The organism is Streptomyces sp. NPDC004126 (genome assembly GCF_050275515.1).
Lineage (GTDB): Bacteria > Actinomycetota > Actinomycetes > Streptomycetales > Streptomycetaceae > Streptomyces.
The window spans coordinates 24934-51612 of the sequence record NZ_JBNNPF010000013.1; the positions used below are offsets into that span (position 1 = coordinate 24934).

Annotated in this window: 19 protein-coding genes and 1 pseudogene; 6 read left to right on the forward strand and 14 right to left on the reverse strand. The window is 74.1% G+C overall.

The window, feature by feature from the left end; translation table 11 throughout:
- Positions 1 to 17: 17 nt before the first annotated feature.
- From ACQKM2_RS14755 to ACQKM2_RS14790, 8 genes are all read right to left on the reverse strand, one after another.
- A complete protein-coding gene (locus ACQKM2_RS14755; protein WP_427709706.1) occupies positions 18 to 1967 on the reverse strand; it encodes a TOMM precursor leader peptide-binding protein in 1950 nt (649 codons plus the stop codon).
- Positions 1967 to 3751, reverse strand: coding sequence for a hypothetical protein (locus tag ACQKM2_RS14760; RefSeq protein ID WP_427709708.1), 1785 nt, complete (start codon positions 3749 to 3751; stop codon positions 1967 to 1969). The genes ACQKM2_RS14755 and ACQKM2_RS14760 overlap by 1 nt, the downstream gene beginning before the upstream one ends.
- Positions 3748 to 4887 carry a lantibiotic dehydratase C-terminal domain-containing protein gene (locus tag ACQKM2_RS14765; protein ID WP_427709710.1) on the reverse strand — a complete coding sequence of 380 codons (1140 nt, stop codon included), beginning with the start codon at positions 4885 to 4887 and terminating at the stop codon, positions 3748 to 3750. Before ACQKM2_RS14765 ends, ACQKM2_RS14760 begins: the two co-directional genes overlap by 4 nt.
- A 29-nt stretch (positions 4888 to 4916) precedes the next feature.
- Positions 4917 to 7646, reverse strand: a complete 2730-nt coding sequence (locus ACQKM2_RS14770) for a lantibiotic dehydratase (RefSeq protein WP_427709712.1) — start codon at positions 7644 to 7646, stop codon at positions 4917 to 4919.
- A gap of 103 nt (positions 7647 to 7749) precedes the next feature.
- The gene (locus tag ACQKM2_RS14775) at positions 7750 to 7935 is read right to left on the reverse strand and encodes a thiazolylpeptide-type bacteriocin (RefSeq protein ID WP_427709714.1); all 186 of its coding nucleotides are present in this window, start codon (positions 7933 to 7935) and stop codon (positions 7750 to 7752) included.
- Between the two features lie 410 nt (positions 7936 to 8345).
- Positions 8346 to 8702, reverse strand: coding sequence for a zinc ribbon domain-containing protein YjdM (locus tag ACQKM2_RS14780; RefSeq protein WP_427709715.1), 357 nt, complete (start codon positions 8700 to 8702; stop codon positions 8346 to 8348).
- A gap of 74 nt (positions 8703 to 8776) precedes the next feature.
- Positions 8777 to 10222, reverse strand: coding sequence for a glyceraldehyde-3-phosphate dehydrogenase (locus tag ACQKM2_RS14785; protein WP_427709717.1), 1446 nt, complete (start codon positions 10220 to 10222; stop codon positions 8777 to 8779).
- Between the two features lie 126 nt (positions 10223 to 10348).
- Positions 10349 to 11308 (reverse strand): LysR family transcriptional regulator, encoded by a 960-nt coding sequence (locus ACQKM2_RS14790; protein ID WP_427709719.1) that lies wholly within the window; start codon positions 11306 to 11308, stop codon positions 10349 to 10351.
- 169 nt (positions 11309 to 11477) lie between these two features.
- Here ACQKM2_RS14790 and ACQKM2_RS14795 point away from each other — a divergent pair, with 169 nt between their 5' ends.
- Entirely contained in the window at positions 11478 to 14954 is a 3477-nt protein-coding gene (locus ACQKM2_RS14795; protein WP_427709926.1) for a M28 family peptidase, read from the forward strand.
- A 73-nt stretch (positions 14955 to 15027) separates the two neighbouring features.
- On the opposite strand, the gene ACQKM2_RS14800 is transcribed toward ACQKM2_RS14795, so the two are convergent.
- Entirely contained in the window at positions 15028 to 17268 is a 2241-nt protein-coding gene (locus ACQKM2_RS14800; protein ID WP_427709721.1) for a hypothetical protein, read from the reverse strand.
- 585 nt (positions 17269 to 17853) lie between these two features.
- On the opposite strand from ACQKM2_RS14800, the gene ACQKM2_RS14805 reads away from it, so the two are divergent.
- Complete coding sequence (locus tag ACQKM2_RS14805; RefSeq protein ID WP_427709722.1) at positions 17854 to 18312, forward strand: N-acetyltransferase family protein; 459 nt, start codon at positions 17854 to 17856, stop codon at positions 18310 to 18312.
- A gap of 3 nt (positions 18313 to 18315) precedes the next feature.
- On the opposite strand, the gene ACQKM2_RS14810 is transcribed toward ACQKM2_RS14805, so the two are convergent.
- From ACQKM2_RS14810 to ACQKM2_RS14820, 3 genes are all read right to left on the reverse strand, one after another.
- The gene (locus ACQKM2_RS14810) at positions 18316 to 18579 is read right to left on the reverse strand and encodes a hypothetical protein (protein WP_427709723.1); all 264 of its coding nucleotides are present in this window, start codon (positions 18577 to 18579) and stop codon (positions 18316 to 18318) included.
- Between the two features lie 97 nt (positions 18580 to 18676).
- Positions 18677 to 19663, reverse strand: a complete 987-nt coding sequence (locus ACQKM2_RS14815) for an alpha/beta fold hydrolase (protein ID WP_427709724.1) — start codon at positions 19661 to 19663, stop codon at positions 18677 to 18679.
- 64 nt (positions 19664 to 19727) lie between these two features.
- Positions 19728 to 20837, reverse strand: coding sequence for a hypothetical protein (locus ACQKM2_RS14820; protein ID WP_427709726.1), 1110 nt, complete (start codon positions 20835 to 20837; stop codon positions 19728 to 19730).
- 298 nt (positions 20838 to 21135) lie between these two features.
- On the opposite strand from ACQKM2_RS14820, the gene ACQKM2_RS14825 reads away from it, so the two are divergent.
- Together ACQKM2_RS14825 and ACQKM2_RS14830 are read left to right on the forward strand one after the other, a co-directional pair.
- Positions 21136 to 23145, forward strand: coding sequence for a discoidin domain-containing protein (locus ACQKM2_RS14825; protein WP_427709928.1), 2010 nt, complete (start codon positions 21136 to 21138; stop codon positions 23143 to 23145).
- Positions 23146 to 23228: 83 nt separating this feature from the next.
- Positions 23229 to 23822 carry a TetR/AcrR family transcriptional regulator gene (locus tag ACQKM2_RS14830; RefSeq protein WP_427709728.1) on the forward strand — a complete coding sequence of 198 codons (594 nt, stop codon included), beginning with the start codon at positions 23229 to 23231 and terminating at the stop codon, positions 23820 to 23822.
- A 10-nt stretch (positions 23823 to 23832) separates the two neighbouring features.
- Here ACQKM2_RS14830 and ACQKM2_RS14835 read toward each other — a convergent pair whose 3' ends face one another.
- Together ACQKM2_RS14835 and ACQKM2_RS14840 are read right to left on the reverse strand one after the other, a co-directional pair.
- Positions 23833 to 25233 (reverse strand): NADP-dependent succinic semialdehyde dehydrogenase, encoded by a 1401-nt coding sequence (locus ACQKM2_RS14835; protein ID WP_427709730.1) that lies wholly within the window; start codon positions 25231 to 25233, stop codon positions 23833 to 23835.
- A gap of 64 nt (positions 25234 to 25297) precedes the next feature.
- The gene (locus tag ACQKM2_RS14840) at positions 25298 to 26095 is read right to left on the reverse strand and encodes a LysR substrate-binding domain-containing protein (protein WP_427709732.1); all 798 of its coding nucleotides are present in this window, start codon (positions 26093 to 26095) and stop codon (positions 25298 to 25300) included.
- A 58-nt stretch (positions 26096 to 26153) separates the two neighbouring features.
- Here ACQKM2_RS14840 and ACQKM2_RS14845 point away from each other — a divergent pair, with 58 nt between their 5' ends.
- Both ACQKM2_RS14845 and ACQKM2_RS14850 read left to right on the forward strand, forming a co-directional pair.
- Positions 26154 to 26558, forward strand: a complete 405-nt coding sequence (locus tag ACQKM2_RS14845) for a DUF5997 family protein (RefSeq protein WP_427709734.1) — start codon at positions 26154 to 26156, stop codon at positions 26556 to 26558.
- Positions 26559 to 26597: 39 nt separating this feature from the next.
- A pseudogene (locus ACQKM2_RS14850) lies at positions 26598 to 26679 on the forward strand (beta-ketoacyl synthase N-terminal-like domain-containing protein); the annotation flags it as partial.

Genomic DNA, 26679 nt, shown 5'->3' on the forward strand with positions numbered 1-26679 from the left:
GCAGGGGGGACGGGGGGTCAGGGGAAGGGGTGCGGGTGGAGGGCGAGGTCCTCGTGGCGCAGCGGCCGGTCCGTGCGGCCCAGCCGGTGGGGCACCTCCAGCAGCCGGGGCAGGCCCCGGGTGCGGCGGTTGACGTGCCCGAAGGTCATCGGCAGCGAGCCGGGGACGACGGTCTTCACGCAGTGCAGGCCGAGGCGCCGGCGCAGTCCGGGCTCGGTCTGGTCGACGGTGACCACCTCCAGGCCGGCCGCCGCCAGCCGGTCCACCGTGGCGGTGAGCAGGGCGGAGAGGTCGGTGACCGGCCCGGGCGCTCCCGGCCAGGTCTCGGCGACGGTCAGGCAGGGGGTGTCGGCGAAGAGGAACTCCAGCCTCGGGGCCGCCTCGGGCAGGGCGTTGACCCCGACGTGGTCGTCGAGGGTGACCACCAGCTCGGGGCGGTCCAGCATCGGGCGCAGCCGTCCGGGATCGCGCGGGCGGTCCTCGGCGAGGGCGCGCTGCGCGGACTCCAGCACGTTGGTGACGGCCTCGGCCACCGCGGAGCGGATCGCGGCGCGCGGGTCGTGGTGGGCGCCGGCGGCGAGGAACATCCGCGGGGCGTCGGGGTGGGAGCCCTCGTAGCGGCAGACGGCGACGACGGCCGGGATCCCGAAGTCGTTCGTCGCGTCGAGCAGCAGGAGCCGGTAGCCGGCCAGGGCGGCCCGGTCGGCGAGCAGGGCCGTGTCGGTGTCCTCGGGCGGCGGCTGGACGCGGCGCAGCGGGGTGGCGGTGTACCAGGCCATCAGGAAGGCGTCGCGCTCGGCGACCTCGAACAGGCCGTAGAGCGCGGCCTCCTCGGGGCTGTTGCCGAGGCCGCAGCCGTTGGAGGACTCGTACACGACGCGCGGGCGGCCCTCGCCGGGCGGGTCCCAGTACGCCACGTGCTCGGGGACGGCGATCTCCCGGCGCCGGGTGAGGGACCAGCCCCGGACCCAGTCCAGTTCCAGGCCGGGGGTGTAGGGGACGGTCGGCGAGGCCGGGTGGCCGTGGTGGGCGGGGTCGGGCAGGCCGAGGCGTTCGGGGTCCAGGGCGCGGTCGGGGCCGAGTTCGGCGAAGGAGGCCCGCAGGTCGCTGCGGCGGCCGGTGGGGCGCATCCCGGCGTACCGTTCGACGGCCTCGAAGAGGGCGATCCGCTCGCTGTCGGCGAAGTCCCCGGCCCGGCCGTGGCCGCCGTCGTCGACGCCCCGGTCGTCGGTGACGAGGGCGCTGGTCAGGCAGAAGGCGGAGTCCTCCGCGCGGAACAGGCCGCGGACCGGCCCGAACCGCTCGTCGTACAGGGCCGCGCGCAACCCGGCCGCGGTGGTGCGGGGGTTGGGGGCGCGCAGCAGGTACGGGTCGGGCAGGGGGCGGGGCGCGGCGGGCAGCGGGGCCGGCGGGGCGGCGGAGTCGGCGGGCAGCGGGTGGCAGACGGCGCAGCCGCCGACCGGGCGGATCCGGTGGCCGGACCAGGTCCCGCGGTCCTGGTGGAGCAGGTGGACGGCGGCCGTCGGCGGGTCCTGGGCGGGCTCCGGCCGGGCGTGGCCGTCCAGGAGGTCGCGTACGAGGGCGCCGAGGGACCCGGTCAGCGCCGGGGACGGTACGCCGGCCAGCGCCAGCTTCGGGCTCTGCCGGGGCACGCGTCCGCCGGCGGTGGCCAGGCGCTGGTACTCGGCGCAGCACAGGCAGGCCGGTGCGCCGGGTGCGAGCAGCGGTCCGACCACCGCGAGCGGTCCGTCGAAGCGTACGGGCACCAGGGCCACGGGGTGGGCCAGCGCGTGCCGGCTCAGCTCCTCGGCGAGCCCCCGCGTCCAGTCGGTGAGCAGGACGGCGGCCGGACCGGCGGTGGCCGCCAGGGCGGCTGCGGCGTCGAGGACCGGGACGGGCAGGACGGCGGAGAGGGCGGCGGAGAAGGCGTCGGCGGCGGCCGGGGCGGGGCGGACGGCTGTGGTCATCACGGCTCCTCGGGGGTGTACAGGACGGTGAACCCGAAGGCCCGCAACAGCTCCGGGAGTTCGCCGTCCCGGGCCGGGGCGCCGGCCGCGGTGTGGCGGGGCGGTCCGGTCAGGCGGCGCAGGGCCTCCTGGAAGGCCGCCTCGCGTTCGGCGGTGCCGGCCAGCCAGCGGCCGGTCCAGCCGTCGTCCTCCCAGCCGGCGGCGCGGGCACCGGCCGCGGCCAGCGGGGCGACGGCGCCGCCGGAGGGCAGGCCGTCACCGGGCCCGCCCGCCTGGACGGCGGCCACGGCGGCGAGCGCGGCGAAGGCGGCCGCGTCGGCCGCGGTGGCCTCCACGGCCTCCCCCAGCACCCCCGCGTCCCCGGCCCGGCGGACCACGGCGTGGTGCACCCCGTGCGCACCGGCCCGCCGCACCCGGATCCGGGCGGGCACCTCCAGACGGGCCGTCAGGGTGTGCCACCAGTGCCGGAACTGCGGGTGCCCGGACCACTCGGGTCCGGCGGCGTCCACGGCTCCGGGGATCCCGCCGGGCGTCCGGGCCGCGCGGCGGGCGAAGGCGGCGCGCAGGGCCCGGCCCCGGGCGTGGCCGGGGTTCGCGCCGACGGTGCCGCCCGGCGCGGGCAGCAGCAGTTCCGCCGCCCGGCACAGCAGCTCCAGGCGGGCCAGGTCCAGCCGCGGCGCCCCGGCGGTGAGGCGCCGGCGGACCGGGCCGTCGCCGGGGAGTTCGCAGGCGGCGAGGGGCGCCGGGAGCTGGCGCAGGCCGGCCGCGAGCGGGGCGGGCAGGGCGCCGCAGCGCTCGTCGGTCAGGGCCGACAGCCGCCGGAGGGCTTCGCCGAGGGTGGCCGCGGGGGCGAGGCCCGGCCCGCGGTCGGGGGCCGGCAGGCGGGGCCCGGGCCAGGTGCGGTACTCGGCCCGCAGGGGCGCGGCCTCGGCGAGGAGCACCGCCGGGAGGCCGGGCAGCAGCCGCTCGTCGCCGCCTTCGCCGGCCGGGTCGGGAAGCCCGGCGGCCGCGCACAGCAGCCGGTGCGCGGCGGCCCCGCCGAGCAGCGGGGCAAGCACCGGGCCGGCACCGGCACCGCCTTCGCCGGGGGCCTCGCCGCCGACCCCGCCGGGGCCCTCGGCACCGCTCCCGGTGTCGCCTTCGCCGGGGTTCCGGCCGGCGTCGAGCCGGGTCTCCAGGGCGGCCGCGTCGGCGCGGGCCCGGGCCGGGCTGCCGGGGGCGGTGGCGTAGCCGCCGTCGGGGCGGAGCCCGGCCGCGAGGGCGCGCACCGGCCCGGTGCCGTGGAGGTGGAGCAGTACCCGGCCCTCGGGCAGGGCCGGGTCGGCGGTGCGGGTGACGGGTACACCGGCCAGTTCCAGCGCCCGCCCGGCGGCCCGGGCCAAGGGCCCCCCGGGGTCACCGGCCAGCACCTCGGCCCGGGCCGCGCCGAGGGCGGCGAGGGCGGCGGCGGGCCGCTCGGCGGCCGCCCCGAGCCACAGCGCGACGGGGTCGTGGCGCTGGTCCGCGTACCCGTCGGGCTCGGACACGAGCAGGCCGTGGGCGTCCAGCTGCCCGAGCAGGGTCTCCACCGCGGTGCGCAGCGCCGGGCCGGCCGCGGCCGCGTCGAGGTGGTCGTCGAGCGCGCCGGCCCGCAGCGGCCCCTCCACCCACTGCCACAGTGCGGGCAGTGCGGCGCTGCCCTCCAGGGTGACGCTGCCGGCCCGGCCCCGCAGGTGGAGGCCGGCCCGCAGCGGGGTCACGGCGACGCCCGGCCGGAGCCTTCGCGCGTCCCGGGCGGCGGTCATGCGCCGCGCTCCGCGGCGGCGACGAGCGCGTCGAGTTCCGTGCGCCAGTCGGAGCCGGTCAGCGCGGGGACGGTGCGGACCACCAGGTGCGCCGCGAGGTACCGCTCCAGGGGGCGGACGTCGCAGATGGCGAGGAGCCGGTAGAGGGCGTTGGTGCCGGCCCGGTGGACCAGGTAGTCGGGGTCGGTGAACATGGCCCCGCCCGGGTCGGCGCGGCTCAGCAGCCGGTGGAACTCGCTGTAGCGGGTACGGGTGTCCGGGTCCCAGCGTTCGGCCGCTGCCCGGTCGCCGGTGGCGGCGGCCCGGTCCCGGTAGGCGGGCGCGCTGCCGTACAGGTCGGCGCCGGCCTCGTACCGGGAGCGGGCCAGCTGCCGGGCTCCGGCGGAGAAGTCGGCCCAGGACCGTTCCCAGCCGTGGGCGCCGCCGCCGGCGATCCGTGCGACGAGCGCGGTGACGGTGTCCCCGGCGCGCTCCCACTGCCGGTCGAAGGAGGCCCTCAGCCGTCCGCCGGGGTCGTCGTGGAGGAGGAAGTCCTCCAGGTGGGAGACGTACGACCAGTGGCCGCCGGCCAGGCCGTCGGGGTGGGCGGCGGCGTGCGCGGCGAGCGCGGTGACCGCGAGCCGGATCCGGGCCCGCTCGTCGTCGCCGCGGTCGCCGAGGAAGCCGGCGCCGGCCCGCAGCGCGTCGAGCCCGTCGCGCAGCAGGTCGTCGCGCAGGGCCGCGCCGTCGTCGCCGAGCAGGGCGCGTACGGAGGACCGGTCGGCGGGCTCGACGCGGACCGTGTTGTCCGGGGTGATCGGCCCGTAGGGCGGGGGGACGAGTTCGGCGCGCCCCGCCTCGGCGGCCGCCGCGAGCAGTTCGGCCTCGGTGCGGTCGCTCCGCGAGGGGTGCAGGCGGAGCCAGTCGCGGATCGCGGAGGCGGCGGACCCGGCGGCGGCTTCCACCCGGCCGGCCGGGCCCTGGAGGCGCAGCCGCAGGTGGGGGCCGTACAGCCAGTGCCGCTCGACGTGGGCGGCGAGCCCCTGCCGTGTGCCGGCGGCGGCGAGCGGCAGCAGCGCCTCGCGCAGCAGCGGGGCCTTGACCGGGTGGTGGTGGTAGGCGATCACGTCGAGGGCGCGGCTGGTGGGTGCCGGCATGGTCGGTTCCTCTGCTGTCCGGGGGCGGGTCATCGGGTCCGTCCGGCCCGGTAGACCTCCAGTACGAGTTCGACGGCGCGGGCGGGCGCGTCCTGGGCGCCGGGTGCGGGCAGTGCCTCTTCGAGGACGGCGCCGCCGCCGTGGCGGGAGAGCCACTTGGCCAGGCAGCGCAGGTGCAGGGCGTTGCCGAGGTCGACGAGCTGGGGTTTGGGACGGCTCAGCCCGCTGAGGAAGTCCTCGGCGGGGCGGCCGGTGGGGGCGGTGGCGGCGGGGTGCAGGAAGAGCTGTTCGGGCAGGCCCAGGGCGGCGCGCCAGCTGGCGGCGGCCTCCGCCGGGACCTCGCCGCCGGCGGTGAGGTCGGCGCGCAGCCGCTCGACGGCGCCGGGCGGGAGCAGCCAGCGGCGGCGGCGCAGGACCACGTGGCGGTGGCGCAGCCGGGGCGTGTGGGTGACCGTGCCGCCGCCGGGCGCGGTGAGGGCGGTGCGGGGGACGAGCGGGCGGAGGTCGACGATGCCGTGGGGCTGGTCGGCGAGGTGGGCGCCGAGGCGGCGCGGCAGCAGCACCGGTGAGAGGAAGCCGGGGTAGAGCACGTCGAGGAGTTCGCCGGTGTCGCGGAGCCGCAGGCGCACCTGGTCGTCGGTCTCGTCGTGGACGAGGTCCAGGTCCGCTTCGCCGAGGGAGCTCCAGCGGCGGTCGGGGCCGATCTCGTCGGGGACGAGGAGGGGGTGGAGGTTGGCGTTGAAGCCGCCGACGGGCCGGATCTGGGCGGCCCGGGCGTCGGGGCCGAGGGCCCGGCGGACCTGCCGGGAGACCTCGGTGGCGGCGCGGGGGTCGAGGGTGTCGAGGAACCGGCTGGTGAAGCGGCCCCAGCCGCCGTAGACCTGGTTGACGCAGAGCAGGCCGCGGCGGGGGTCGCGCTGGAGGAAGTACGCGTGGCTGAGCGGGCGGGACAGGGCCCAGTCGGGGAGCCGGTCGCCGAGGCCCTTGAGGAGGTCCGGGGGCAGGACGAGCTCGGCGGCCCCGGCCGGGCCGGCGTACGGGCCGGCGTACGGGCCGCCGTGCGCGGCTTCCCGGACGGCGGCGACGGCCTCGGCGCGCAGGGCCGCCAGCGGGGCCGTGCCGGTGGGGAGGGCGTCGGCCGGGCCGAGGGCGGAGAGCCGGCCGGCGGCCTCCCAGGCTTCGGCGACCTCGGCCCCGAACTCCCACGGGTGGTGGCAGGTGCCGCCGGGGCCGTAGCGGGCGACGAAGCGGTCGCGTACGACGCGGCGCAGGAGGTGGCCGAGGTCGAAGAGTTCCGCCAGCGGGGACACCTCGCGGAGGGCCTCGTGGTCGGCGGCGCCGAGGAACCCGCCGAGGTCGAGCGGGTGCGGGGCGACCACGTCCTCGGAGACGGCGCTGAGCGGGGCGGACACGGCCGGGACGGGGCGGCCGGCGGCGGCCAGCGCCTGCGCCCAGCGGTCGGACAGGGTGGAGAGCAGGGCGGGGCGGCCGGCGGCGGGGGTGTCGGCGAAGCCGGAGGTCAGCCGTGCGAGTTCGCCGAGGCGCCCGGCGTGGGCGGCGTCGGCGGCGGCCTCCTCCCCGGCGCCGGCGCCGTCCGGGGAGCGCAGCCAGTGCGCGAGGCGTTCCAGCGGGTCGGGGTCCTGCGGCGGGACGGGTTCGCCGGGGACCAGCAGCCCGGCGTCGGCGAGCCGGGCGAGGAAGCCGGCCGCGGCGGCCCGGCCGTCGCCGCCGGCCCCCGCCCCGGCCCCCTTCAGGGCGGCGGCCAGCAGTCCGGTCAGCTCGTCCAGCGGCACGGGGTTCCGGGCCCGTTCGGTGACCAGGCCCAGCGGGCCGGTGGCGGGCAGCTCGGCCTCGTCCTCGCCGGCCACGAGGTAGCGGCCCCCGGCGAAGGCGGTCCGGTCCCGGGAGTACGCGGCCCGCCCGCCGGCGGTACGGGCGGTGCTGGTGATGCGGTGGGGCAGGGCGGCCCGGCGGTGCGGGGCGTCCAGGAGGGCGAGGGTGAGGGCGGTGGTCAGGGTCCGGCTGGGCCGTACGACCGGCAGGAGCGGGCCGTCCAGCAGGGGCGCCCGCCCCCAGGAGGCGACGGCGGGGTCCTGCTCCGGGGGCAGCGGGCCCCAGCCGACGGCGGTGAACCAGGACAGCGGGCTGGTCTTGGTGCTGGCCCGCAGGGCGTAGCGCAGGACGGCCGCCTCCTCCTTGCGGGTCCGGCGGTCCCGGGTCCCGGCGGCGGCCCGTTCCACGGCGCGCAGCAGGTCGGTGCTGGTGAGGGCGACGGCCTTGGCGAGGGCCGGTTCGCGGCAGAGGACGGCCAGGGCGTCGCGCTCGGCCGCCAGGGCCGGTGCGGCGGCGGCCGTGAGGGCGGCGAGGAGCGCGGTGCGGCGTTCGCGCAGGGCGAGCCAGCCGGCGAGCCGGGGCAGCCGTTCCGGGAGGTCGCCGAGGCGCTCCAGCAGGGCGGGCCGGGGTTCGCGTCCGTTGTGCAGGGCGCGGCGCAGCGGGAGGACCACGTCGCGGTGGAGGGCGGCGGGGTGCCCGGCCCGGCTGTCGTGGAGGTCGTCGCAGAGCGGTGCGGCGGTCTCCAGCAGTCGCCGCTCCGTCTCGTGGAGGCGGGCGAGCAGGGTGCGGAACGCGGCGGCGTCCGGTGTCTGGGCGGGATGGGTCAGTACGGTGGCGCGGACCAGCGCGTACGGCGCGGCCCGCACCCGGTAGCCGTCGGCCTCGGCTTCGGCCTCGGCCGGCGTGCGGTGCTGCTGCTGCGGCATGCCGGTCCCCTCCTGTGGGTGTGGCGCGCGGGCTTCCCGCCGCACGCGGGGTGCGGCGGGAAGCGGTTTCCGTGTGGCGGGTGTGCGTTCGGTCGCGGGAAGGTCAGCCGAGCGGCGTGTCCATGTGCGGCTTGTTGCAGGAGGAGGAGGCCTGGCAGGAGCAGGAGCCCCAGGACGCGCCGCCCTCGGGGAGCGCGACGGTGTCCCGCATGGCGGTGACGGTGAGGTCCCCGAGGTCCAGGTCGAGGTCCTCGAAGGCGAATTCGGTGGTGCGCGTGGTGTCGGACATGAGTGTCTCCCTACATGTGGATGGGGAAGCCGGATTGTTCGCCGGGCGGTTTTCCGCAGGCCGGTGAAACGGCTCGCGGGCCGTCGGAGGGAATGCCGGATTTTCTCGGGTTGCGGCCCGACCGGATATCGATGACATCCGGCCACTCGTGCGGCCGACCCGGACTCAGGATCACCCGGGCCGCCCGAAGGTCCACTAGAGCGGAGATCCAGCCGCATTTCCGAACCCGTACGGCAAGTGGCGGGATTTCACGGAAAAACCCTCCCCACCGGGCACCGGATCGGCAGGCTTGAGCCGGCGTGGCCGGAATGCGGCGGCAATGGGGCGGCAATGGCCGGTCCGGATACGGCGACGCCCCCGCCCACCAGAGGTGGACGGGGGCGGAAAAGGGGAGGGGCGTCAGTGGGAAATCAGCCTTTCCTCACCACGCTCGACTTCAGCTGCATGGCGCCGAAGCCGTCGATCTTGCAGTCGATGTCGTGGCCGTCGACTCCGTCGACGAGGCGGATGCCCCGGACCTTGGTGCCCGCCTTGATCCCGGTCGGGTGGCCCTTCACCTTCAGGCCCTTCACCACGGTCACGGTGTCCCCGTCGGCGAGCACGTTCCCGACCGAGTCCTTGACGACCCGCTCCCGTGGGGCGTCGCCGTCCTCGTCGGCCGTGAGGGGCCATTCGTGCCCGCATTCGGGGCAGACGAGCAGGGCGCCCATCTCGTAGGCGTAGGGGCCGGAGCATTCGGGACAGGGGGGAAGCGCGTTCTCGGTCACCGGACCAGTCTAGGAAACGCACGGCGCCCCGCCGACGGGAGTCGGCGGGGCACCGGATCAGGCGATGCGCGGGATCAGACCTGCGGGACCGGGTAGGTCGGGTACTCCACCCCGGAGACGTGCTGGACGACGCGGATCACCTGGCACGAGTAGCCGAACTCGTTGTCGTACCAGAGGTAGAGGATCGCGTTGTCGCCGTCGACCTTGGTGGCACCGGCGTCGACGATGGAGGCGTGGCGCGAGCCCACGAAGTCCATGGAGACGGCGTCGGGCGCGGTGGTGAAGTCGATCTGGCGCTTGAGCGGCGAGTGGAGCGAGACGCCGCGCAGGTACTCCAGGACCTCTTCGCGGGTGGTCTCGCGGCCCAGGCGCAGGCTCAGGATGGCGATCGAGACGTCCGGGACGGGGACGCGGATCGAGCTGCCGGTGATCGGGGCCTTGAGGTCGGGCAGCGCCTTGGCGACGGCGGAGGCGGCGCCGGTCTCGGTGATGACCATGTTGAGCGGCGCGGAGCGGCCGCGGCGGTCGGCCTTGTGGTAGTTGTCCAGCAGGTTCTGGTCGTTCGTGAACGAGTGGACGGTCTCCACGTGGCCGCGGAGCACACCGTACTCGTCGTCCATCGCCTTCAGCGGCGGGACGATCGCGTTGGTGGTGCAGGAGGCGCAGGACAGGACGCGCTCGTCCGGCTTGATGGTGTCGTGGTTGACGCCGTGGACGATGTTCGGGACGTCGCCCTTGCCGGGGGCCGTCAGGACGACCTTGTCGATGCCCGGGCGCAGGTGCTTGGAGAGGCCCTCGCGGTCGCGCCACTTGCCCGTGTTGTCGATGAGGATGGCGTCCTTGATGCCGTACTCGGTGTAGTCGATCTCGGACGGGTCGTTCGCGTAGATCACCTTGATGGTGTTGCCGTTCGCGACGATCGTGCCCGCGGCCTCGTCCACCGTGATGGTGCCCTGGAACTGGCCGTGGATGGAGTCGCGGCGCAGCAGCGAGGCGCGCTTGACCAGGTCGGCGTCGCCGCCGCCGCGCACGACGATGGCGCGCAGGCGCAGGCCGTTGCCGGAGCCGGCCTTCTCGATGAGCAGGCGGGCGACGAGGCGGCCGATGCGGCCGAAGCCGTAGAGGACGACGTCGCGTCCCTCGCGGCGCTCGATCTTGTTCTCGCCGGTGGCGCCGACGACGGCCTCGGCGGTGAAGGCCTCGACCGACAGACCGCGGTCGTCGGTCTTGTAGGTGGCGGCGAGCATGCCGATGTCGATCTGGGACGGGCCCAGGTCGAGGGCGGTGAGGGCCTGGAGGAACGGCATCGTCTCGGTGACCGACAGCTCCTCGCCGTCGATCTGCCGGGCGAAGCGGTGGGCCTTGAGAATGCTCACGACCGACTTGTTCACCAGGGAGCGGCTGTGGAGCAGGATCGTGACGTCCCGTTCCCGGTGCAGCTTCCCGATGAGGGGGATCATCGACTCCGCGATCTCCTCGCGGGTCTTCCAGTTGGCGAACGAGTCCTCGTTGACAGTCACAGACGTTATCTTTCGAGCTAGGCGGCGCTCATATGCTAACCCGCCGCCGGATCGTTCCTTCAAGGGGGGACCGCCCCAGCGCCGCCGGCGCCGGCCGTACCGGGCCTGAGCTGCGGCCTCTCCGGTTCAGTCGAGCACCGGCCGGGCTTCCGGGTGAGCGTCCCACCACTCCCGGTGGAAGTCGTTGTTGTCCACGTTCGCCAGGTACGCGGCGACCGCCGCGCGGTGGAGCCGCTCGGCCTGCTGCGCCGGGACCGCCGAGCGGTTCCAGGCGAGGCGGATGCGGCCGGTGACCGGCGTGCCGGCCAGGGGGCGCATCACGGTCCCGGCCACGGGCGGGGCCGTGGGCTGGCAGAGGGCGATCGCGCGGCCCGCGGCGATCAGGTCGTGCCGCATCTGGCGGTCGGTGATCCGGTGGCGCAGCGAGGGGACGAAGCCCGCCTTCGCGCAGGCCTCGACCAGGGCCTCGGGGCCGCCGTCGTCGTCCTCCACCAGGGTCATCCACTGCTCCCCCGCCAGCTCGGCCAGCTCCAGGACGGTGCGTCCCGCGAGGCGGTGCCCCGAGGACATCCGGATGCAGAACGGCTCCTGGGGCACCACCGTGCGAGCCGTGACCCCCCTGGGCAGCGGGACCTCGTAGTCGTTCACCTCGCCGTACACGATCACGTCGTACTGGCCGGCGCCGAGCATCCGCACCAGTGCCGTGACGGAGTCCTCCAGGTCGACGGTGACCTCGCGCCCGGACAGGGCCTGGTCGGTCCGGGCGAGCAGGCCGTCCAGGAGCACCAGCAGGATGCAGCCGAGCCGGAGCGGGGCGTCGGCCGCCAGCGCGCGGGCCTCGGCGCCGAGGGCGGCCATCTCGCCCAGCACGCGGCGCGCCCTGGCCAGCACGAAGTGCCCCAGGGCGGTGGGCTCCACCCCGTGGCGGCCCCGGGCGAAGAGCTCCCCGCCGGTGACCGCCTCGATCCGGCGCAGCTGGGCGGAGAGCGCCGGCTGCGAGATCCCCAGCCGCCTGGCCGCCTCCCCCAGACTGCCCGCTTCCGCGATCCGGCAGACGGCTTGCAGATGCCTCAACTCCAGCTGCATCCGGGCAGCTTACGAAGCACCGCGGCAGCGCACCATAACCCGCGCCTTATGGCTGCAGGGATGTCCCAATCTCGCCATGTCCACGCTCATACTCGGCGACGCGTACCGCCACCCACCCCCCACACACGATCGGAGTGGACTCGTGCAGCCCACCAGATGGACGGCGTCCGTGGCAGCCCTCGCGCTGACCGCGAGCCTCGCCGGCGCGCTGGCCGGCACCGCGTCGGCCGCGCAGCCGGATCCCGTACCACCCCGCCAGTCCAAGGCCGAGCGGGCCGTGGCCGCCGCGGACGCGGCCGTCCGCAGCGGACTCGACACCCTGGTCAACTCCCCGCGCCAGCAGTACGAACGACGCCTGGTCACCCCCTGGGTGAAGGACCTCTACTCCGTCGCGTACGAGCGCAGCTACCGGGGCCTGCCGGTCGTCGGCGGCGACGCGGTCGTCCTCGCGGACGGCGAGGGCCGGGTCCGCGCGCTCCAGTCGGCCTCCGCGACGGTGATCGACGTGGCGACCACCCCGGACGTCGACGCGAAGGCCGCCGAGGCCTCCTCGCGGCGCGAGCTGGAGAAGGTGGACAAGGTCGAGAGCAGCCGGCTCGTCGTCCGGCTCAAGGACGACAAGCCCGTACTGGCCTGGGAGACCGTGCTCATCGGCCGCACCCGTACGGCGCCCAGCCGGCTGCACGTCTTCGTGGACGCCCGCACCGGGAAGGTCGTCGACCGCCACGACGACGTCGTGGCCGGCACCGGCAACAGCAAGTGGAACGGGCCGAACCCGCTGACGATCGACACCACCGCCTCCGGTGGCACGTACTCCCTGCGCGACCCGAACCGCCCGGGTCTGAGCTGCGCGGACTACAGCACCGGAACGGTCTTCAGCAAGTCCTCGGACTCCTGGGGCACCGGCAACCCGACCTCCAAGGAGACCGGGTGCACGGACCTGATGTTCGCCGCGCAGAAGCAGTGGGACATGCTCTCCCAGTGGCTCGGCCGCAACGGCGTCAGCGGCAACGGCCGCAGCTTCCCGGGCAAGGTCGGCCTGAGCGACCTCAACGCCTACTGGGACGGCAGCTCGGTCACCATCGGCCGCAACAGCGCCAACGAGTGGATCGCCGGCATAGACGTGGTGGCCCACGAGTACGGGCACGCCATCGACTCCAACACCCCCGGCGGCACCAGCGGCCAGGAGGCCGGCCTGGGCGAGGCCACCGGCGACATCTTCGGCGCGCTGACCGAGGCGTACGTCAACGAGCCGGCCCCGTACGACACCCCCGACTACACGGTCGGCGAGGTCATCAACCTCCAGGGCCGCGGCCCGATCCGCAACATGTACGACCCGCCGGCCGTCAACAACGACCCGGCCTGCTACAGCTCCGCGATCCCCGGCACCGAGGTGCACAAGGCGGCCGGGCCGCTCAACCACTGGTTCTACCTGCTGGCCGAGGGCACCAACCCCGGTGGCGGCAAGCCCAGCAGCAGCACCTGCAACCAGACCACGCTGACCGGTGTCGGCGCCCAGAACGCCGGCAAGATCTTCTACGGCGGCATGCTCCTCAAGACCAGCAGCATGTCCTACAAGAAGTACCGGACGGCGACCCTGAGCTCGGCCAAGTCCCTGGACGCCACCTGCAACCTGTTCAACAAGACCAAGGCCGCCTGGGACGCCATCAGCGTGCCCGCCCAGAGCGGTGACCCGACCTGCACCCCGAGCGGGCAGAACGACTTCTCGCTCTCCCTGAACCCGGCCTCCGGCACCGTCCAGCAGGGCGGCTCCACCACCACCACCGTGGCCACCAGCACCACCAGCGGCTCCGCCCAGCAGGTGACCCTCACCGCGACGGGCCTGCCCGCCGGCGTCACCGCCTCCTTCAACCCGGCCACCGTGCAGTCCGGGCAGTCCTCGACGCTGACCCTCTCGGCCTCGTCCAACACGGCGCCGGGGGCCTCCACCGTCACCGTCAAGGGCCAGGGCGCGTCCCTCGCGCACACCGTCGACTACGCCCTCACCGTGGGCGGCACCCAGCCCGACCCGACCGCGCCCGACATCAGCGTCGCCAACGTCCAGGCGCACCTGGCCCAGCTCGGCACGATCGCCTCGCAGAACGGCGGCAACCGCCGGGCCGGCAGCGCCGGGTACACCCAGTCCCTCGCGTACGTGAAGGGCAAGCTGCAGGCCGCCGGCTACACCGTCACCGAGCAGGCCTGCACCTCCTGCACCTACCCGTCGAACAACCTGATCGCCGACTGGCCGGGCGGCCCCGCCGACAAGACCGTGATGTTCGGCGCCCACCTCGACGGCGTCTCGGCCGGACCGGGCATCAACGACAACGGCTCCGGCTCCGCGACCCTGCTGGAGAACGCCCTCGTCCTGGCGCAGAAGAACCCGACGATGACCCAGCACGTGCGGTTCGCCTGGTGGACGGACGAGGAGCAGGGCCTCAACGGCTCGAAGTTCTACGTCAACCAGCTCAGCAGCGCCCAGCGGGCGGCCATCAAGGGCTACTACAACTTCGACATGGTCGGCTCGACCAACGGCGGCTACTTCATCAACAACGTCAACTCCGCCACCGCCGCCCCGCTGAAGGCGTACTGGACCTCGCTGAACCTCGCCCCCGAGGAGAACACCGAGGGCCAGGGCCGCAGTGACGACTACTCCTTCCAGCAGGCCGGTATCCCCACCTCCGGCTACGCCGCCGGCGCCAGCGCCCGCAAGACCTCCGCGCAGGCGGCGAAGTGGGGCGGCACCGCGAACGCGGCGTACGACTCCTGCTACCACAGCGCCTGCGACACCCCGTCCAACATCAGCGCCACCGTCCTCGACCGCAGCGCCGACGGCGTCGCGTACGCCATCTGGAACACGGCCGTCGGCGGCGGCACCCCCGCCAACGACTTCTCCATCGCCACCAGCCCGGCCGCCGGCTCCGCCAACCCGGGCGGCTCCGTCAGCTCCACGGTGAACACCGCCACCGTCAGCGGCAGCGCGCAGACCGTCGCCCTGTCCGTGAGCGGCGCCCCCTCCGGCGTGACCGCGACCGTCAGCCCGGCCTCGGTCCAGTCCGGCCAGTCCGCCACCCTCTCCGTCCAGGTCGCCGCGGGCACCCCGGCCGGCACGCACACCCTGACCGTCACCGGCACCGGTTCCGTCAGCCACAGCACCACGTACACACTGACCGTCGGCGGGGGCGGCGGCACCTGCACCCCGGCCCAGGTCGTCGCCAACGGCGGCTTCGAGAGCGGCTCCGCCCCGTGGTCCGCGACCTCCGGAGTGATCACCAACCAGTCCGGCCAGCTCCCGCACGGCGGCTCGTACATGGCCTGGCTGAACGGCTGGGGCAGCTCCCGCACGGACAGCGCCTCGCAGTCCCTGACCCTGCCCGCCGGCTGCGCCTCCGGCCGGCTCTCCTTCTACCTGCACATCGACACCGACGAGAACGAGAACGTCGCCTACGACACCTTCACGGTCTCGGTGGGCGGCCAGACCCTGGCGACCCTGTCCAACCTGGACGCGGGCTCCGGCTACACGCTGAAGAGCTACGACGTCTCCCAGTTCGCCGGGCAGACCGTCGTCCTGCAGTTCAAGGGCGTGGAGGACCAGTCACTGCAGACCTCCTTCGTGGTGGACGACGTGACCCTCCAGACGAGCTGACCCGACGGCACACCACCCGCACCACCCAGGAGCCCGGCCCGGCGACCACCGGACCGGGCTCCGCCCCGTGCACTCAGTCGGCCTCCGCCATCACCTCGACGAGTTCCGGCAGTTCGCGCAGCCGGGCGACCGTCTGGTTCAGCAGGCGCACGGCGGCGTCGGCCCTCCCGCGTTCGATGGGCGCGGCTGCCGAGGGATCCCCGGCGCGCTCCTTCAGCTCGGTGAGGAGCAGCCGGATCTCGGCGGTTCCCGCGTGCACCTCGCGGATCCGGGCCTCGACGCGGGAGAGCAGGTCGGCGGCCGGGGGCGGCCCGGCGGCTTCGTCACCGGCCGCCCCTTCGGCCTGGGGCCGGGCCGCGGGCACCGCCGGCACGGCTGCGGGTGCCGGTGCGGGTGGCGGAGTGAGGTCCTCGTCGGCCCCGGCGGCGGCCTCCTCCGGAGCGAGCCCCGTCGGCTCCGGCGCGGGAGCCTGGCGCGGCGGGACGGGGGCGGGGACGGGGGCGGGGGCGGGGGCGGGGGGCGGAACCGGTGCGGGAGCCGCCGTCTTGCGCGGGCGCGTACCGGTCTCCTTGGGGAAGGCGAGGTCGAGCCAGAAGGGGGCCATCGGCCTCCCGTCCATCTGCATCCCGGACGCGCTCACCTGCCACGGCATCCGGTCGCCGTCCTCCATGGCGTCGACGAGCGACTTCAGGACCCCGACCGCTCGCGCCCTCTGATTGCGCAGCGCCTGGAGGACGTTCGGCACTCCGCGCCGCGCCCTGCGGTGGCGCTCGCCCGACTCCCCGATGACCTCCTGCCCGTCGAGGGACCCCCGGTCCGGCTCGACGATGGCGAAGGACGCCAGCCAGTGCGCGGCCCGGTACGAGACGAGTTCCTCGAAGGCCTCGTCGTCGGTGCCGGCCGCCTCCAGCAGGTCCGGGAGGGAGCGGCCGGACAGGACGATCCCCTCACGGGCCTTGCTGGTGAAGATCTGCCCAATGCGCGGATTCCATGGTTCCGGATAACTCAGCGACGTCAGGGCCGACCAGGCCCTCGCCCGCTGGTTGATCTCCTCCGTCTTCAGCTGGGACGGGGGCCCCTCACTGAGCGCACGGCGCAGGAGGTGCCTCTTCTGGGGATCGACCGGAAACAGCTCTTGCAGGAGGGCCATGGAACGCAGGTCGCGCAAGTCGGCGACCGACATCTCCGGTGTGGCGCCCGGGAGTTCGCGTACGGGAGCCAGCCCCGAAAGCACTTCGGCGGTCTTCTCGTCCATGAGCCCGCGCGCGACGTACATCCCGAGCACGCTGCGCCCCAGGGCCCGGGAACGGTCGACGGGGTCGAACTCCAACGGGGGATGGACGTGGTCCCTGCGGTTGCTCATCTGCACGATGCGGTAGAGCCGCTGCGGGGTCGGGCTGCCGACGACGAGGTGGGCGTCCACCACGGCGACGGCTGCGGCGCGGCGGGCCCTCGGCGCGTTCTTGGGGTCCAGATCCTCCGCGGCTTCCGCGTACTCCCTGTTCAGGAGGGTGGAGAACTCCGTGAGCCACTCGTGCGGCTCCCAGACGGTCCCGTTACCCTGCCTTCCCAGCTTCTCCGCCGGAACGCCGGTGAGTACCTCACCGGACCTCAAACCGAAAATCGACTGACGTTTTTGCGTTCGATTATTTCCGCGGACGGCCATCCACCCCCAGAACGCATTCGGGTGAAGCGGCTCCCCCTGGGCGTTCGATTCGGGCGGTTCCTGGAGCAGGACTTGCTGCGGAACATACATTCCGGGTTCCTGCTGACCATTGAGGACGAGGTCCTCCTCAAGGTCGTACGGCCGCACCTTGTCGCGCTTCAACAGCGCGTCGGCCGCGTCTTCTGCGTCCATGAGGAGGGCCTGGCGGTTCTTGGCACCGCTCCTGAGTGCGGCCAGGAAGCACTCGCGGCCCTGGGCATCCACCTCACTCCAGGGAAGCACGGAGGCGAGCGCCTTCTCCGTCCCCTGACCCACGGTCGGGTCCGCGACGGAACGCCAGATCGAACTGATGCGTTCGTTGTGGCTCCACTGCACGCCACCCGCGCCGTGCATGCGCACGACGAGCAGCACCATGTCACCCGCGTCGGTACGGATGCGCCGCACCGAAGCCCCCTTGACCCTGCGCACACCGCTGGCGTCCGGCTCGCCGAGGGTCTCCTCGGGCGCCACGATGAACGGCGCGACGTTCTCCAGCGCCGCGCGCGGGACATTGACCCCGTCCGTCGCCAGGACGGCGTCGATCCAGGCGGACTGCCGCTCGCGGGATGGGGGCAGGGGAAAGGGGGACTGCGTCTCGACGTCTGTCATGACCTCGCATCACTCCGATTCACGAAAGAACTCGACAAGCCACGCCAGGGGCGCCTGTACGGTGCGTACGATCGGACTGTCATCGAAGAGGCCCCAACAGAGCGCGCCAAGACGGACGAGGGCGAAGGTGCGCCCCAATTCGCGACGCCTCCGCCTATGGCGACGCCGCCTGCGCCCGCCACCCGAGTCCGAGGATTCCACAGGAGAGGTCACGATCGAGGCCCTTTCGGCAATATCGCGGCAGCCTCGACCCCATGGCCAACTCCCCTACCGCGACGGCTTGTTCGTGAGCCCACGATGGCACGACGGACAGGACTGAGGAGCTCGCGGTCGGATCCTTCATCCGCAGGGGGGTTGCATGGCACGCCTGCACGAATCCGGCGCTGTTAAATAACAACGCCGGATCGTGACGAAGCCCGAGTTTCGCCTCGCCCGCAAATTGGCGGGCCATTCACCCGTCCAGGTGATTGACAATCCGCCATCGCGTCGAAAAGGGCGGCGGGCGGGACACCTCCGTGGACAGGTGTGGCGGCGCCGGGCGCTTGCTACGTTGCGTCCGACCGTCGATCACAGGAGTTGCCGCACATGTCCGACATCAAGGTCCGCGCCGTCCAGCCCGGGGACTTCGCCCAGTGGCGTGCCCTGTACCGGGGCTACGCCGACTTCTACCGGGTGGAGCAGACCGAGGAGGCGGCCGCCACCGTGTGGGGGTGGGTGAACGACCCCGGGCACGAGGTCGGCGCCCTGGTGGCCGAGGACGCCGAGGGACGGCTGCTGGGGCTGGCGCACTACCGGCCCTTCGCCCGGCCGCTGTCCGCGACCGTCGGCTGCTTCCTGGACGACCTGTTCGTGGCCCCCGAGCACCGCGGTTCCGGCGCCGCCGACCTGCTGCTCGGTGCCCTGCGCGAGCTCGCCGCCGAGCGCGGCTGGAGCGTGGTGCGGTGGATCACCGCGGACGACAACCACCGGGCGCGCTCCAAGTACGACCAGGTGGCCACCCGGACCATGTGGGTCACCTACGACATGGCACCCGGCGGCCGCTGACCATCACCCGTCGGCCGCGTCGTCGCACGCGGGGCAGACCCGGTCCGCGTACTCCCGGGGGTACCAGCCGGAGCCTGGGTGACCGGCCGGCTGCCAGGAGGCCGTCCCCATGGCGAAGGTGTCCTTGCCGCACAGCGTCCGCGGACCCCGCACGCCGCTCTGCCCGGGAGCGGCGGGCGCCGCGTGCACGCGCAGGACCGGCGCCCCGTCCCCGGGAGCCGCTCCCGGGGTGTCGTCGTACTCGTACACCACGACCGTCCCGCTCATACCTCGACCATAGGCCGCCCGGGCGGAACCCGCCGGGTACGGCGTCCGCCCGGGCGGCGGACCGACCCGGTGCAGCGGCTTCGACGACCGGGCCCTCCTAGCGGCACAGCTCCGCGACCGGCTCCAGCTCGTCCCCCCATACGGCGGCGTCGCGCGGCCCCACGTGCGGGGCGGGGACCGACCGTACGCGGAAGCGGTTGCGCGGTGTGGCCGCGTCGGCCTCGCGGATCATCAGGTCCTGGAGCGCGAGCGGGATCGAGCGGTCCTCGGTGAACCGGAGGAAGGTGCGCGGCACCCGCCCCCAGCGGTCCGCCAGCCCACGGGAGTCGGCGGCGGCGATCGCGGCGGACTCGTCGGGCTCCAGGGTGGCCAGGAGCGCCCGGACCTCGGCGTCGGTCCGGTCGGCGGCCAGGGCCTCCTTCACCGCCGCGAAGAAGGCCGGGTCGGCGGAGCGCCAGTTGACCCGGTTGACCCCCAGGTCCGGCGGGGTCCGGAAGGGCGGGATCTTGAACAGGGAGCTGGTGGCGCCCTCGGGGGTCGTCATCAGTTCGGCCACCGAGGTGTGCCGCGTCGGGCAGAAGGCCGAGGCGTACACGAGGTGGGAGATCAGTTCGGGCACCCGGTTGGCGACCGCGTTCAGGGTCGCCCCGCCCAGGCTCTGCCCGACCAGGACCACCGGGCCGTTGCGGTGGGCGGCGCGCACGACGCCCACGACGTGCTCCGTGAAGTCGGTGAGCGTGACCCCGCCGATCGGCGAGGGCTCGGCGGCCAGCCGCTCCAGGTCCTGCGGGGACTGGTAGGAGAGGGGGAAGTAGGCGCCCGGGCCGTGGCCCGGGAGGTCGACGGCGATCGTCCGGTGCCCGCGCAGGCCGAGCTCCGCGAGGACCGGGGACCAGCCGTAGGAGTTGCTCCCGGAGCCGTGGACCAGGACGAAGGTCGGCGCACCGCGCCGGCGGCCGTCGGCGTGCGCGGCGGAGGCCCCGGCTCCCACGGCGGCGACCGCACCCGCGCCGGCCGCGGTGACCCGCAGGACCCCGCGCCGCGACCAGCCGCCGCTCCCGGCGTTGTCACTCTGTTCGCTCATGGGTCCGACCCTATGATCACGCCCGGCCGGCACGGCGCGGATCCGGCCAGGGCCCGCCGTGCGGTCAGCCCGCCTCGTCGAAGCCCTCGTCGGCCGGCATGAAGGCGCGCAGCCCGGCGTGGGTGATCTGCCGCTCCTCCCAGAGCGCCCGGGCGGTCGGGGGTTCGCCGGGCTGCCCGTACCAGCGGTGCGTCCAGCGGATCCGGGCGGCGCGTACCCGTGCGTCCTCGGGGCCGGTCACCTCGAAGCGCTCCAGGTCCGTCCACGGGATCCGGGCGGCGAGCCGGGCCAGGCGGGCGGCGGTGGCCTCCACGGTCCGCGGGTCCACGCCCTCGTTGCTCCGGGCGCAGGCGACGAGCCGGGCGCCGTCGACGAACCACGGGTGGGCGGTGTCGGAGAGGGCGTCCTCGCGCACGGCCGGCACGGACAGCAGCAGGTCGGCGAACTCCCGGTCCTCCGCGCGCCGTTCGATCCGCTCCTCCCCCTCGACGAGGGCCAGGGCGGGGTCGCGCCTGCCGTCCCAGGCGTACGCGGAGGACACGTAGGGCAGCGCGAAGGGAAGCTCCACGGACCAGACGGTGACGTAGTCCTTGGACACCTCCAGCGCGCGGGCCGGCTTCAGCATCCGGACGAGCCCGTCGAAGTCGCCGTGGTGGACGAGTTCCAGGTCGAAGACGGTGACGCGGAAGCCCTCGCGGTCCATCCGCACGACCCCCTCGGCGACCAGGGCGCCGGCGTGCCGGGCCAGGCCGACCAGGCGCTCCAGGTGCGGTGCCTCCTTGACCCGTTCCCCCATGGTGGCGCCGCCCTCCCATGCGGCCGGGTCCTCGGGTACGTGCTGCTCGACGCGCCCGAAGCCGAGGGCGGTGTCGGCGCAGGCCTCCTGGTAGGCGAAGCCCCGGTCGCGCGCGTACTGCTCGCGCCGCTCCAGCAGGGCGGCGTGGGCGAGGACGGCTTCGGCGCGCCGCAGTTCCAGTCTGCGCAGGGACTCCTTGCGGTGGCGCGTGCTCCACACCAGGACGCAGGCGAGGACCACGAGCAGGGTGATGCCGCCGGCCGGGTAGCCGCTGAGGACGACGGCCGCCAGGACGGCGCCGAGGGACGCGAGGGTCACCAGGTTCAGCAGGAGCCGGCTGGTCTCCAGCGGATGGCCGGGCAGGGGGAGGCGGTGCATGCCGGGCAGGCTAGGAGGCCCCCGGCGCGGCCCTGATCTTTCCGGCCATCGTCGGATCATCGTCCGATCAGGTCATCCGTCCCGGACTCTTGACTCCTTTCGAGCCAGTCGGGATTCTCGTCCCACCTTTGTGCGGGGCATGACAATTCATGCCCGGATCCGACCGCGCCGCATCCGACGACCGAAGACATGAGTGATGACCTTGACCCCTCACCCGCCCCCACGGCCGTACCGCGGCGCCGCGCTCCGACGGCGCCGCCGCCTCGCGCTCCTGACACCGCTCGTCGCCGCGCTGGCCATGCTGCTCGGCCCCGCGCCCCTCTCCTCCGCCGAAACCAGCTCCACGGCCGACGCCGGCTGGTGGAACCCCACCGCCCGGCCCCAGCCCGACTCCGCGATCAACGTCACCGGTGAGCCCTTCAAGGGCACCGACGCCCAGGGCAAGGTGCGCGGGTTCGTCGACGCGCACGACCACCTGATGTCCAACGAGGGCTTCGGCGGCCGCCTGATCTGCGGCAAGCCCTTCTCCGAGGCGGGCGTCGCGGACGCCCTCAAGGACTGCCCCGAGCACTACCCCGACGGCACCCTCGCCGTCTTCGACTTCATCACCAAGGGCGGGGACGGCAAGCACGACCCCAACGGCTGGCCCACCTTCAAGGACTGGCCCGCCCACGACTCGCTGACCCACCAGCAGAACTACTACGCCTGGGTCGAGCGCGCCTGGCGCGGCGGGCAGCGCGTCCTCGTCAACGACCTCGTCACCAACGGGGTGATCTGCTCGGTCTACTTCTTCAAGGACCGCGGCTGCGACGAGATGACCGCCATCCGCCTGGAGGCGCAGAAGACCTACGACATGCAGGCCTTCGTCGACAAGATGTACGGCGGCCCGGGCAAGGGCTGGTTCCGCATCGTCACCGACTCCGACCAGGCCCGCGAGGTGATCAAGCAGGGGAAGCTGGCCGTCGTCATGGGGGTCGAGACCTCCGAGCCGTTCGGCTGCAAGCAGATCCTCGACATCGCCCAGTGCGGCAAGGCCGACGTCGACCGGGGCCTCGACGAGCTGTACAAGCTGGGCGTGCGCAGCATGTTCCTCTGCCACAAGTTCGACAACGCCCTGTGCGGGGTCCGCTTCGACGAGGGCGCCCTCGGCACCGCGATCAACGTCGGCCAGTTCCTGTCGACCGGCACCTTCTGGCAGACCGAGCAGTGCGCCGGCCCGCAGAAGGACAACCCGATCGGCCTCGCGGCGGCTCCGGCGGCCCAGAAGGAGCTCCCGGCCGGGGTCGCGGTCCCCTCGTACTCCGCCGACGCCCGCTGCAACAAGCGCGGTCTCACCGAACTCGGCGAGTACGCGGTCCGCGGCATGATGAAGCGCGGGATGATGCTCGAAGTCGACCACATGAGCGTGAAGGCCGCGGGCCGCGCCTTCGACATCCTGGAGTCCGAGTCCTACCCGGGCGTCATCTCCTCGCACAGCTGGATGGACCTGGGCTGGACCGAGCGCCTCTACAAGCTGGGCGGTTTCGCGGCCCAGTACATGAGCGGCTCCGAGGCCTTCAGCGCGGAGGCCAAGCGCACGGACGCCCTGCGCGACAAGTACAAGGTCGGCTACGGCTACGGCACCGACATGAACGGCGTCGGCGGCTGGCCCGGCCCCCGGGGCGCGAACACCCCGAACCCGGTGAAGTACCCCTTCACCAGCACCGACGGCGGTTCCGTCATCGACCGGCAGACCACCGGGCAGCGCACCTGGGACCTCAACACCGACGGCGCCTCGCACTACGGCCTGGTCCCCGACTGGATCGAGGACATCCGGCTCACCGGCGGCCAGGACGTGGTGGACGACCTGTTCAAGGGCGCCGAGTCCTACCTCGGCACCTGGGGGGCCTCCGAGCGGCACAGGTCGGAGGTGAACCTCGCCGCCGGCTCCTCCGCCTCGGCCTCGTCGTCCGAGTGGTGGAACCCCTTCGTCGACTACTCCCCCGGCCGGGCCGTGGACGGCGACTCCGGGTCCCGCTGGGCCAGCGAGTGGAACGACGGCCAGTGGCTGCGCATCGACCTCGGCTCCGCGCACCGGATCGGGCGGGTCACCCTCGACTGGGAGCGGGCGTACGGGAAGGCGTACCGGCTGGAGACCTCCACGGACGGCACGAACTGGCAGACGGTCTGGTCCACCTCCGACAGCGACGGCGGGCTCGACACGGCCCGGTTCGCCGGTGTGACGGCCCGGTACCTGCGCGTGCAGGGCGTCCAGCGGGCCACCCAGTGGGGGTACTCCCTCCACGAGGTCCGCGTCTACAGCAGCTGAACCACCGGCGGGGCCGGCCGGGACCACCCGGCCGGCCCCGCCGCCGTACCCGGGTCCCGAAGACCCCCGCCCCGAGGAGTTCCATGCCCCGTATGCCGTCGGCCGAGCGGCGCGCCCAGCTGACCGAGGCGGCGATCCGCGCGATGACCCGCGACGGCGTCGCCCGGACCACGACCCGTTCGATCGCCGCCGAGGCCGGCGTGTCCCTGAGCGTCTTCCACTACTGCTTCGACTCCAAGCAGGAGCTGCTGGAGTCCGTCCTCGACGCGATCACCGCGCACTACATCTCCGTGGTGAGGGAGGCGATCCGGCCGAAACCCACCCTCCGCGAGACCGTCCGGGCCGGTTTCCAGGCGTACTGGGACCACGTGGGCGCCCAGCCCGGCGAGCACATGCTCACCTACGAGCTCACCCAGTACGCCCTGCGCCGGCCCGGGTTCGAGCACCTGGCCCGCCGCCAGTACGAGCTGTACTGCCAGACGTACGAGGAGCTGATCGGGCAGCTGTGCCGGGACATGGGGCTCGCCCCGAAGGTCCCGGCCCCCGTCCTGGCCCGGTACCTGGCGGCCATGACCGACGGGCTGACCCTGAGCGTGCTGGTCCTCGGCGACGAGAAGGCCGCCGGGGCGATCCTCGACATGGTCACCGAGCACGTCGTGGGGCTGATGGAGGGCTGACCGGCCGCCGTCACCCCTGCTCCGCGGCCTCCCAGACGGTGGTGATGTTGCAGAACTCGCGGATGCCGTGCCCGGACAGCTCCCGCCCGTACCCGGACCGCTTGACCCCGCCGAAGGGCAGGGCCGGGTGGGAGGCGGTCATCCCGTTGACGAAGATGCCGCCCGCTTCGAGCTCGGCGACGAAGCGCTCCAGGTCGGAGTCCTCCCGGGTCCACACGTTGGAGCTGAGTCCGAAGGGCGTGCGGTTGGCCCGCTCCACGGCCTCGTCCAGGCTGTCCACCCGGTAGAGGGTGGCGACGGGACCGAAGGTCTCCTCCAGGTCGACGCGCATCCGCGGGGTGACGTCGGCCAGCACCGTCGGCTCGTAGAACCAGCCGTCGGGGCGGCCGGGCGGGCGGCGGCCCCCGCACAGGACCGTGGCCCCGTGGCGCACGGCGTCGTCGACCAGCTCCTCCACGTCGGCGCGGCCGCTCTCGGTGGCCAGCGGGCCGACATCGGTGGACTCCTCCATGGGGTCGCCGACGGTCAGCGCCCGCATGCCGTCGGTGAAGAGGCGGGCGAACTCCTCGTAGACGTCGGTGTGCACGATGAACCGCTTGGCGGCGATGCAGGACTGCCCGTTGTTCTGCACCCGCGCGGTCACCGCCGTCCGCGCCGCCCGGGCGACGTCGGCCGAGGGCATCACGATGTACGGGTCGCTGCCGCCGAGCTCCAGGACGGTCTTCTTGACCTCGTCCCCCGCGACGGACGCCACCGCGCGCCCGGCCGGTTCGCTGCCCGTCAGGGTGGCCGCCGCCACCCGGGGATCGCGCAGGATCCCCTCGACGGGGCCCGAGCCGATCAGCAGGGTCTGGAAGCAGCCCTGCGGGAAGCCCGCCCGCTGGAAGAGGTCGCCGAGGTACAGGGCCGTCTGGGGGACGTTCGACGAGTGCTTGAGCAGGCCCACGTTGCCGGCCATCAGCGCGGGCGCGGCGAAGCGCACGACCTGCCAGAGGGGGAAGTTCCACGGCATGACGGCGAGCACCACGCCCAGGGGCCGGTAGCGGACCCGTACGGCCGAGGCGCCCGCGTCGCGGACGTCGGCGTCGGCGGGGTGCTCGTCGGCGAGGAGGGACTCGGCGCGGGCCGCGTACCAGCGCATCGCCTTGACGCACTTGGCGGCTTCCGCGCGGGCCGCCGCGAGCGGTTTGCCCATCTCGACGGTCATGGTGCGGGCGACGTCCTCGGCCTCCGCCTCCAGCAGGTCCGCGGCGCGGTTCAGCAGCGCGGCGCGCTCGGCGAAGGAGGTGCGCCGGTACGTGGCGGCCGTGCGCGCGGCCAGGGCCAGGCAGCGTTCGATGCCTGCGGCGTCGAGGGCGTCGAAGGAGAGCAGCGTCCGGCCCGTCGTGGGGTTGACGGTGGCGATGGGCATGCTCCGACCTTGCCCGCCCGGCCCGGCCCCCGCAACGCGAGGACCGGCCGTGGTCATGCCCGGCCTAGCGCCGCCCGCGCGGCTTGCCGCCCCGCTTGGCGGCGGGCTTGCCGCCGGACCTCGCCGCCGGCTTGCCGCCGGAGCGGGCGGCGGGCTTGCCGCCGCCGCTCTTCGCGCCGCCGGCCTTGGCGCCCGTCTTGCCGCCGGCGCTCCCGGCGGCCTTGCGCTGCTTGGGCTGCGGCGGGGTGGGCTGCCGGCCGCGGGTGCTGTTCACGGTCCGTCCGCGGACGATCCCGATGAACTCCTCCACCAGGTCGGTGGTCTTCTCCTCCGGCCAGGACAGCGCGATCCGCGAGGCGGGGGCGTCGGAGACCGTCCGGTAGGTCAGGTCCTTGCGGTGGTGCAGGCGGGCCAGGGACTGCGGGACGACGAGGACGCCGATGCCCGCCGCGACCAGCTCGACGGCGTCGGCCGTGGTGGCGGGCCGCTCGAAGGCGGGGCGCCCGGGCAGGGTCTCCCAGGGGAGGACGTCGTCCAGGGGGTGCAGCACGATCTCGTCGGCCAGGTCCTCCGTGGTGATCTCCTCCACGGTGGCCACGACGTGGTCCTTCGGGACGACCACGACGGTCGTCTCGGTGTAGAGGGGGATCGCGCTGAGGTCCGCCCCGTCCACGGGCATCCGTACGAACCCGGCGTCGGCGTCGCTGGTGCGCAGCGCGGCGAACGCCTCGGCGGCGGGGACGCCGACGAGGGTCAGCGGGACGTCGGGCAGCCGCTCGTTCCAGATCCGCACCCACTTCGTGGGCGTCACTCCCGGGACGTAGGCGAGCCGGAACGAAGGGGGTGTATCCGAGCCTGTCACCCCGCAAGGCTACCGGTCGTGGTCGGAGGTAGCGCACATGCTCGATACCCTTGACCCCATGACGTCGCACCAGAGCACCCAGACGATGAAGCCCGCGACCGCGGCGAAGAAGCTGGGTGTGTACCTCGAGGCCACCCCCGCAGAGTTCCAGGAGGGCGTGGTCTCGCGCACCGAGCTGAACGCACTCCAGGCCGAGCCGCCGGCCTGGCTGGTGGAGCTGCGGCGCAACGGCCCGCACCCGCGTCCGGTGGTCGCCTCGAAGCTGGGCGTCTCCATCGCCGGCCTCGCGCGCGGCGGGGTCACCGAGGCGCTCACCACCGAGCAGATCGAGGCGATCAAGCAGGAGAACCCGGAGTGGCTGCAGAAGGAGCGCGCCACCCAGGCCGAGGTCCGCAAGGAAACGGTGCGGATCAAGGAGAAGCACGCGCAGGACGAGGCCCGGCGCGCCGGGAAGCAGGACTGAGCCCCGCCACCGCGGGACACGACGACGGCCGGGCCGGGACCCTTCGGCGACCGCGTCGACACCTTCGACGCCCGGTTCTTCGGCATCTCGCCGCGCGAGGCCGCCGCCATGGACCCGCAGC

Bases quoted from the DNA above. Each gene is read 5' to 3' on its own strand.
- ACQKM2_RS14755 (WP_427709706.1), bottom strand. From the start codon at position 1,967: ATGACCACAGCCGTCCGCCCCGCCCCGGCCGCCGCCGACGCCTTCTCC.
- ACQKM2_RS14760 (WP_427709708.1), bottom strand. From the start codon at position 3,751: ATGACCGCCGCCCGGGACGCGCGAAGGCTCCGGCCGGGCGTCGCCGTG.
- ACQKM2_RS14765 (WP_427709710.1), bottom strand. From the start codon at position 4,887: ATGCCGGCACCCACCAGCCGCGCCCTCGACGTGATCGCCTACCACCAC.
- ACQKM2_RS14770 (WP_427709712.1), bottom strand. From the start codon at position 7,646: ATGCCGCAGCAGCAGCACCGCACGCCGGCCGAGGCCGAAGCCGAGGCC.
- ACQKM2_RS14775 (WP_427709714.1), bottom strand. From the start codon at position 7,935: ATGTCCGACACCACGCGCACCACCGAATTCGCCTTCGAGGACCTCGAC.
- ACQKM2_RS14790 (WP_427709719.1), bottom strand. From the start codon at position 11,308: ATGCAGCTGGAGTTGAGGCATCTGCAAGCCGTCTGCCGGATCGCGGAA.
- ACQKM2_RS14800 (WP_427709721.1), bottom strand. From the start codon at position 17,268: ATGACAGACGTCGAGACGCAGTCCCCCTTTCCCCTGCCCCCATCCCGC.
- ACQKM2_RS14805 (WP_427709722.1), top strand. From the start codon at position 17,854: ATGTCCGACATCAAGGTCCGCGCCGTCCAGCCCGGGGACTTCGCCCAG.
- ACQKM2_RS14810 (WP_427709723.1), bottom strand. From the start codon at position 18,579: ATGAGCGGGACGGTCGTGGTGTACGAGTACGACGACACCCCGGGAGCG.
- ACQKM2_RS14815 (WP_427709724.1), bottom strand. From the start codon at position 19,663: ATGAGCGAACAGAGTGACAACGCCGGGAGCGGCGGCTGGTCGCGGCGC.
- ACQKM2_RS14820 (WP_427709726.1), bottom strand. From the start codon at position 20,837: ATGCACCGCCTCCCCCTGCCCGGCCATCCGCTGGAGACCAGCCGGCTC.
- ACQKM2_RS14825 (WP_427709928.1), top strand. From the start codon at position 21,136: ATGCTGCTCGGCCCCGCGCCCCTCTCCTCCGCCGAAACCAGCTCCACG.
- ACQKM2_RS14830 (WP_427709728.1), top strand. From the start codon at position 23,229: ATGCCCCGTATGCCGTCGGCCGAGCGGCGCGCCCAGCTGACCGAGGCG.
- ACQKM2_RS14835 (WP_427709730.1), bottom strand. From the start codon at position 25,233: ATGCCCATCGCCACCGTCAACCCCACGACGGGCCGGACGCTGCTCTCC.
- ACQKM2_RS14845 (WP_427709734.1), top strand. From the start codon at position 26,154: ATGACGTCGCACCAGAGCACCCAGACGATGAAGCCCGCGACCGCGGCG.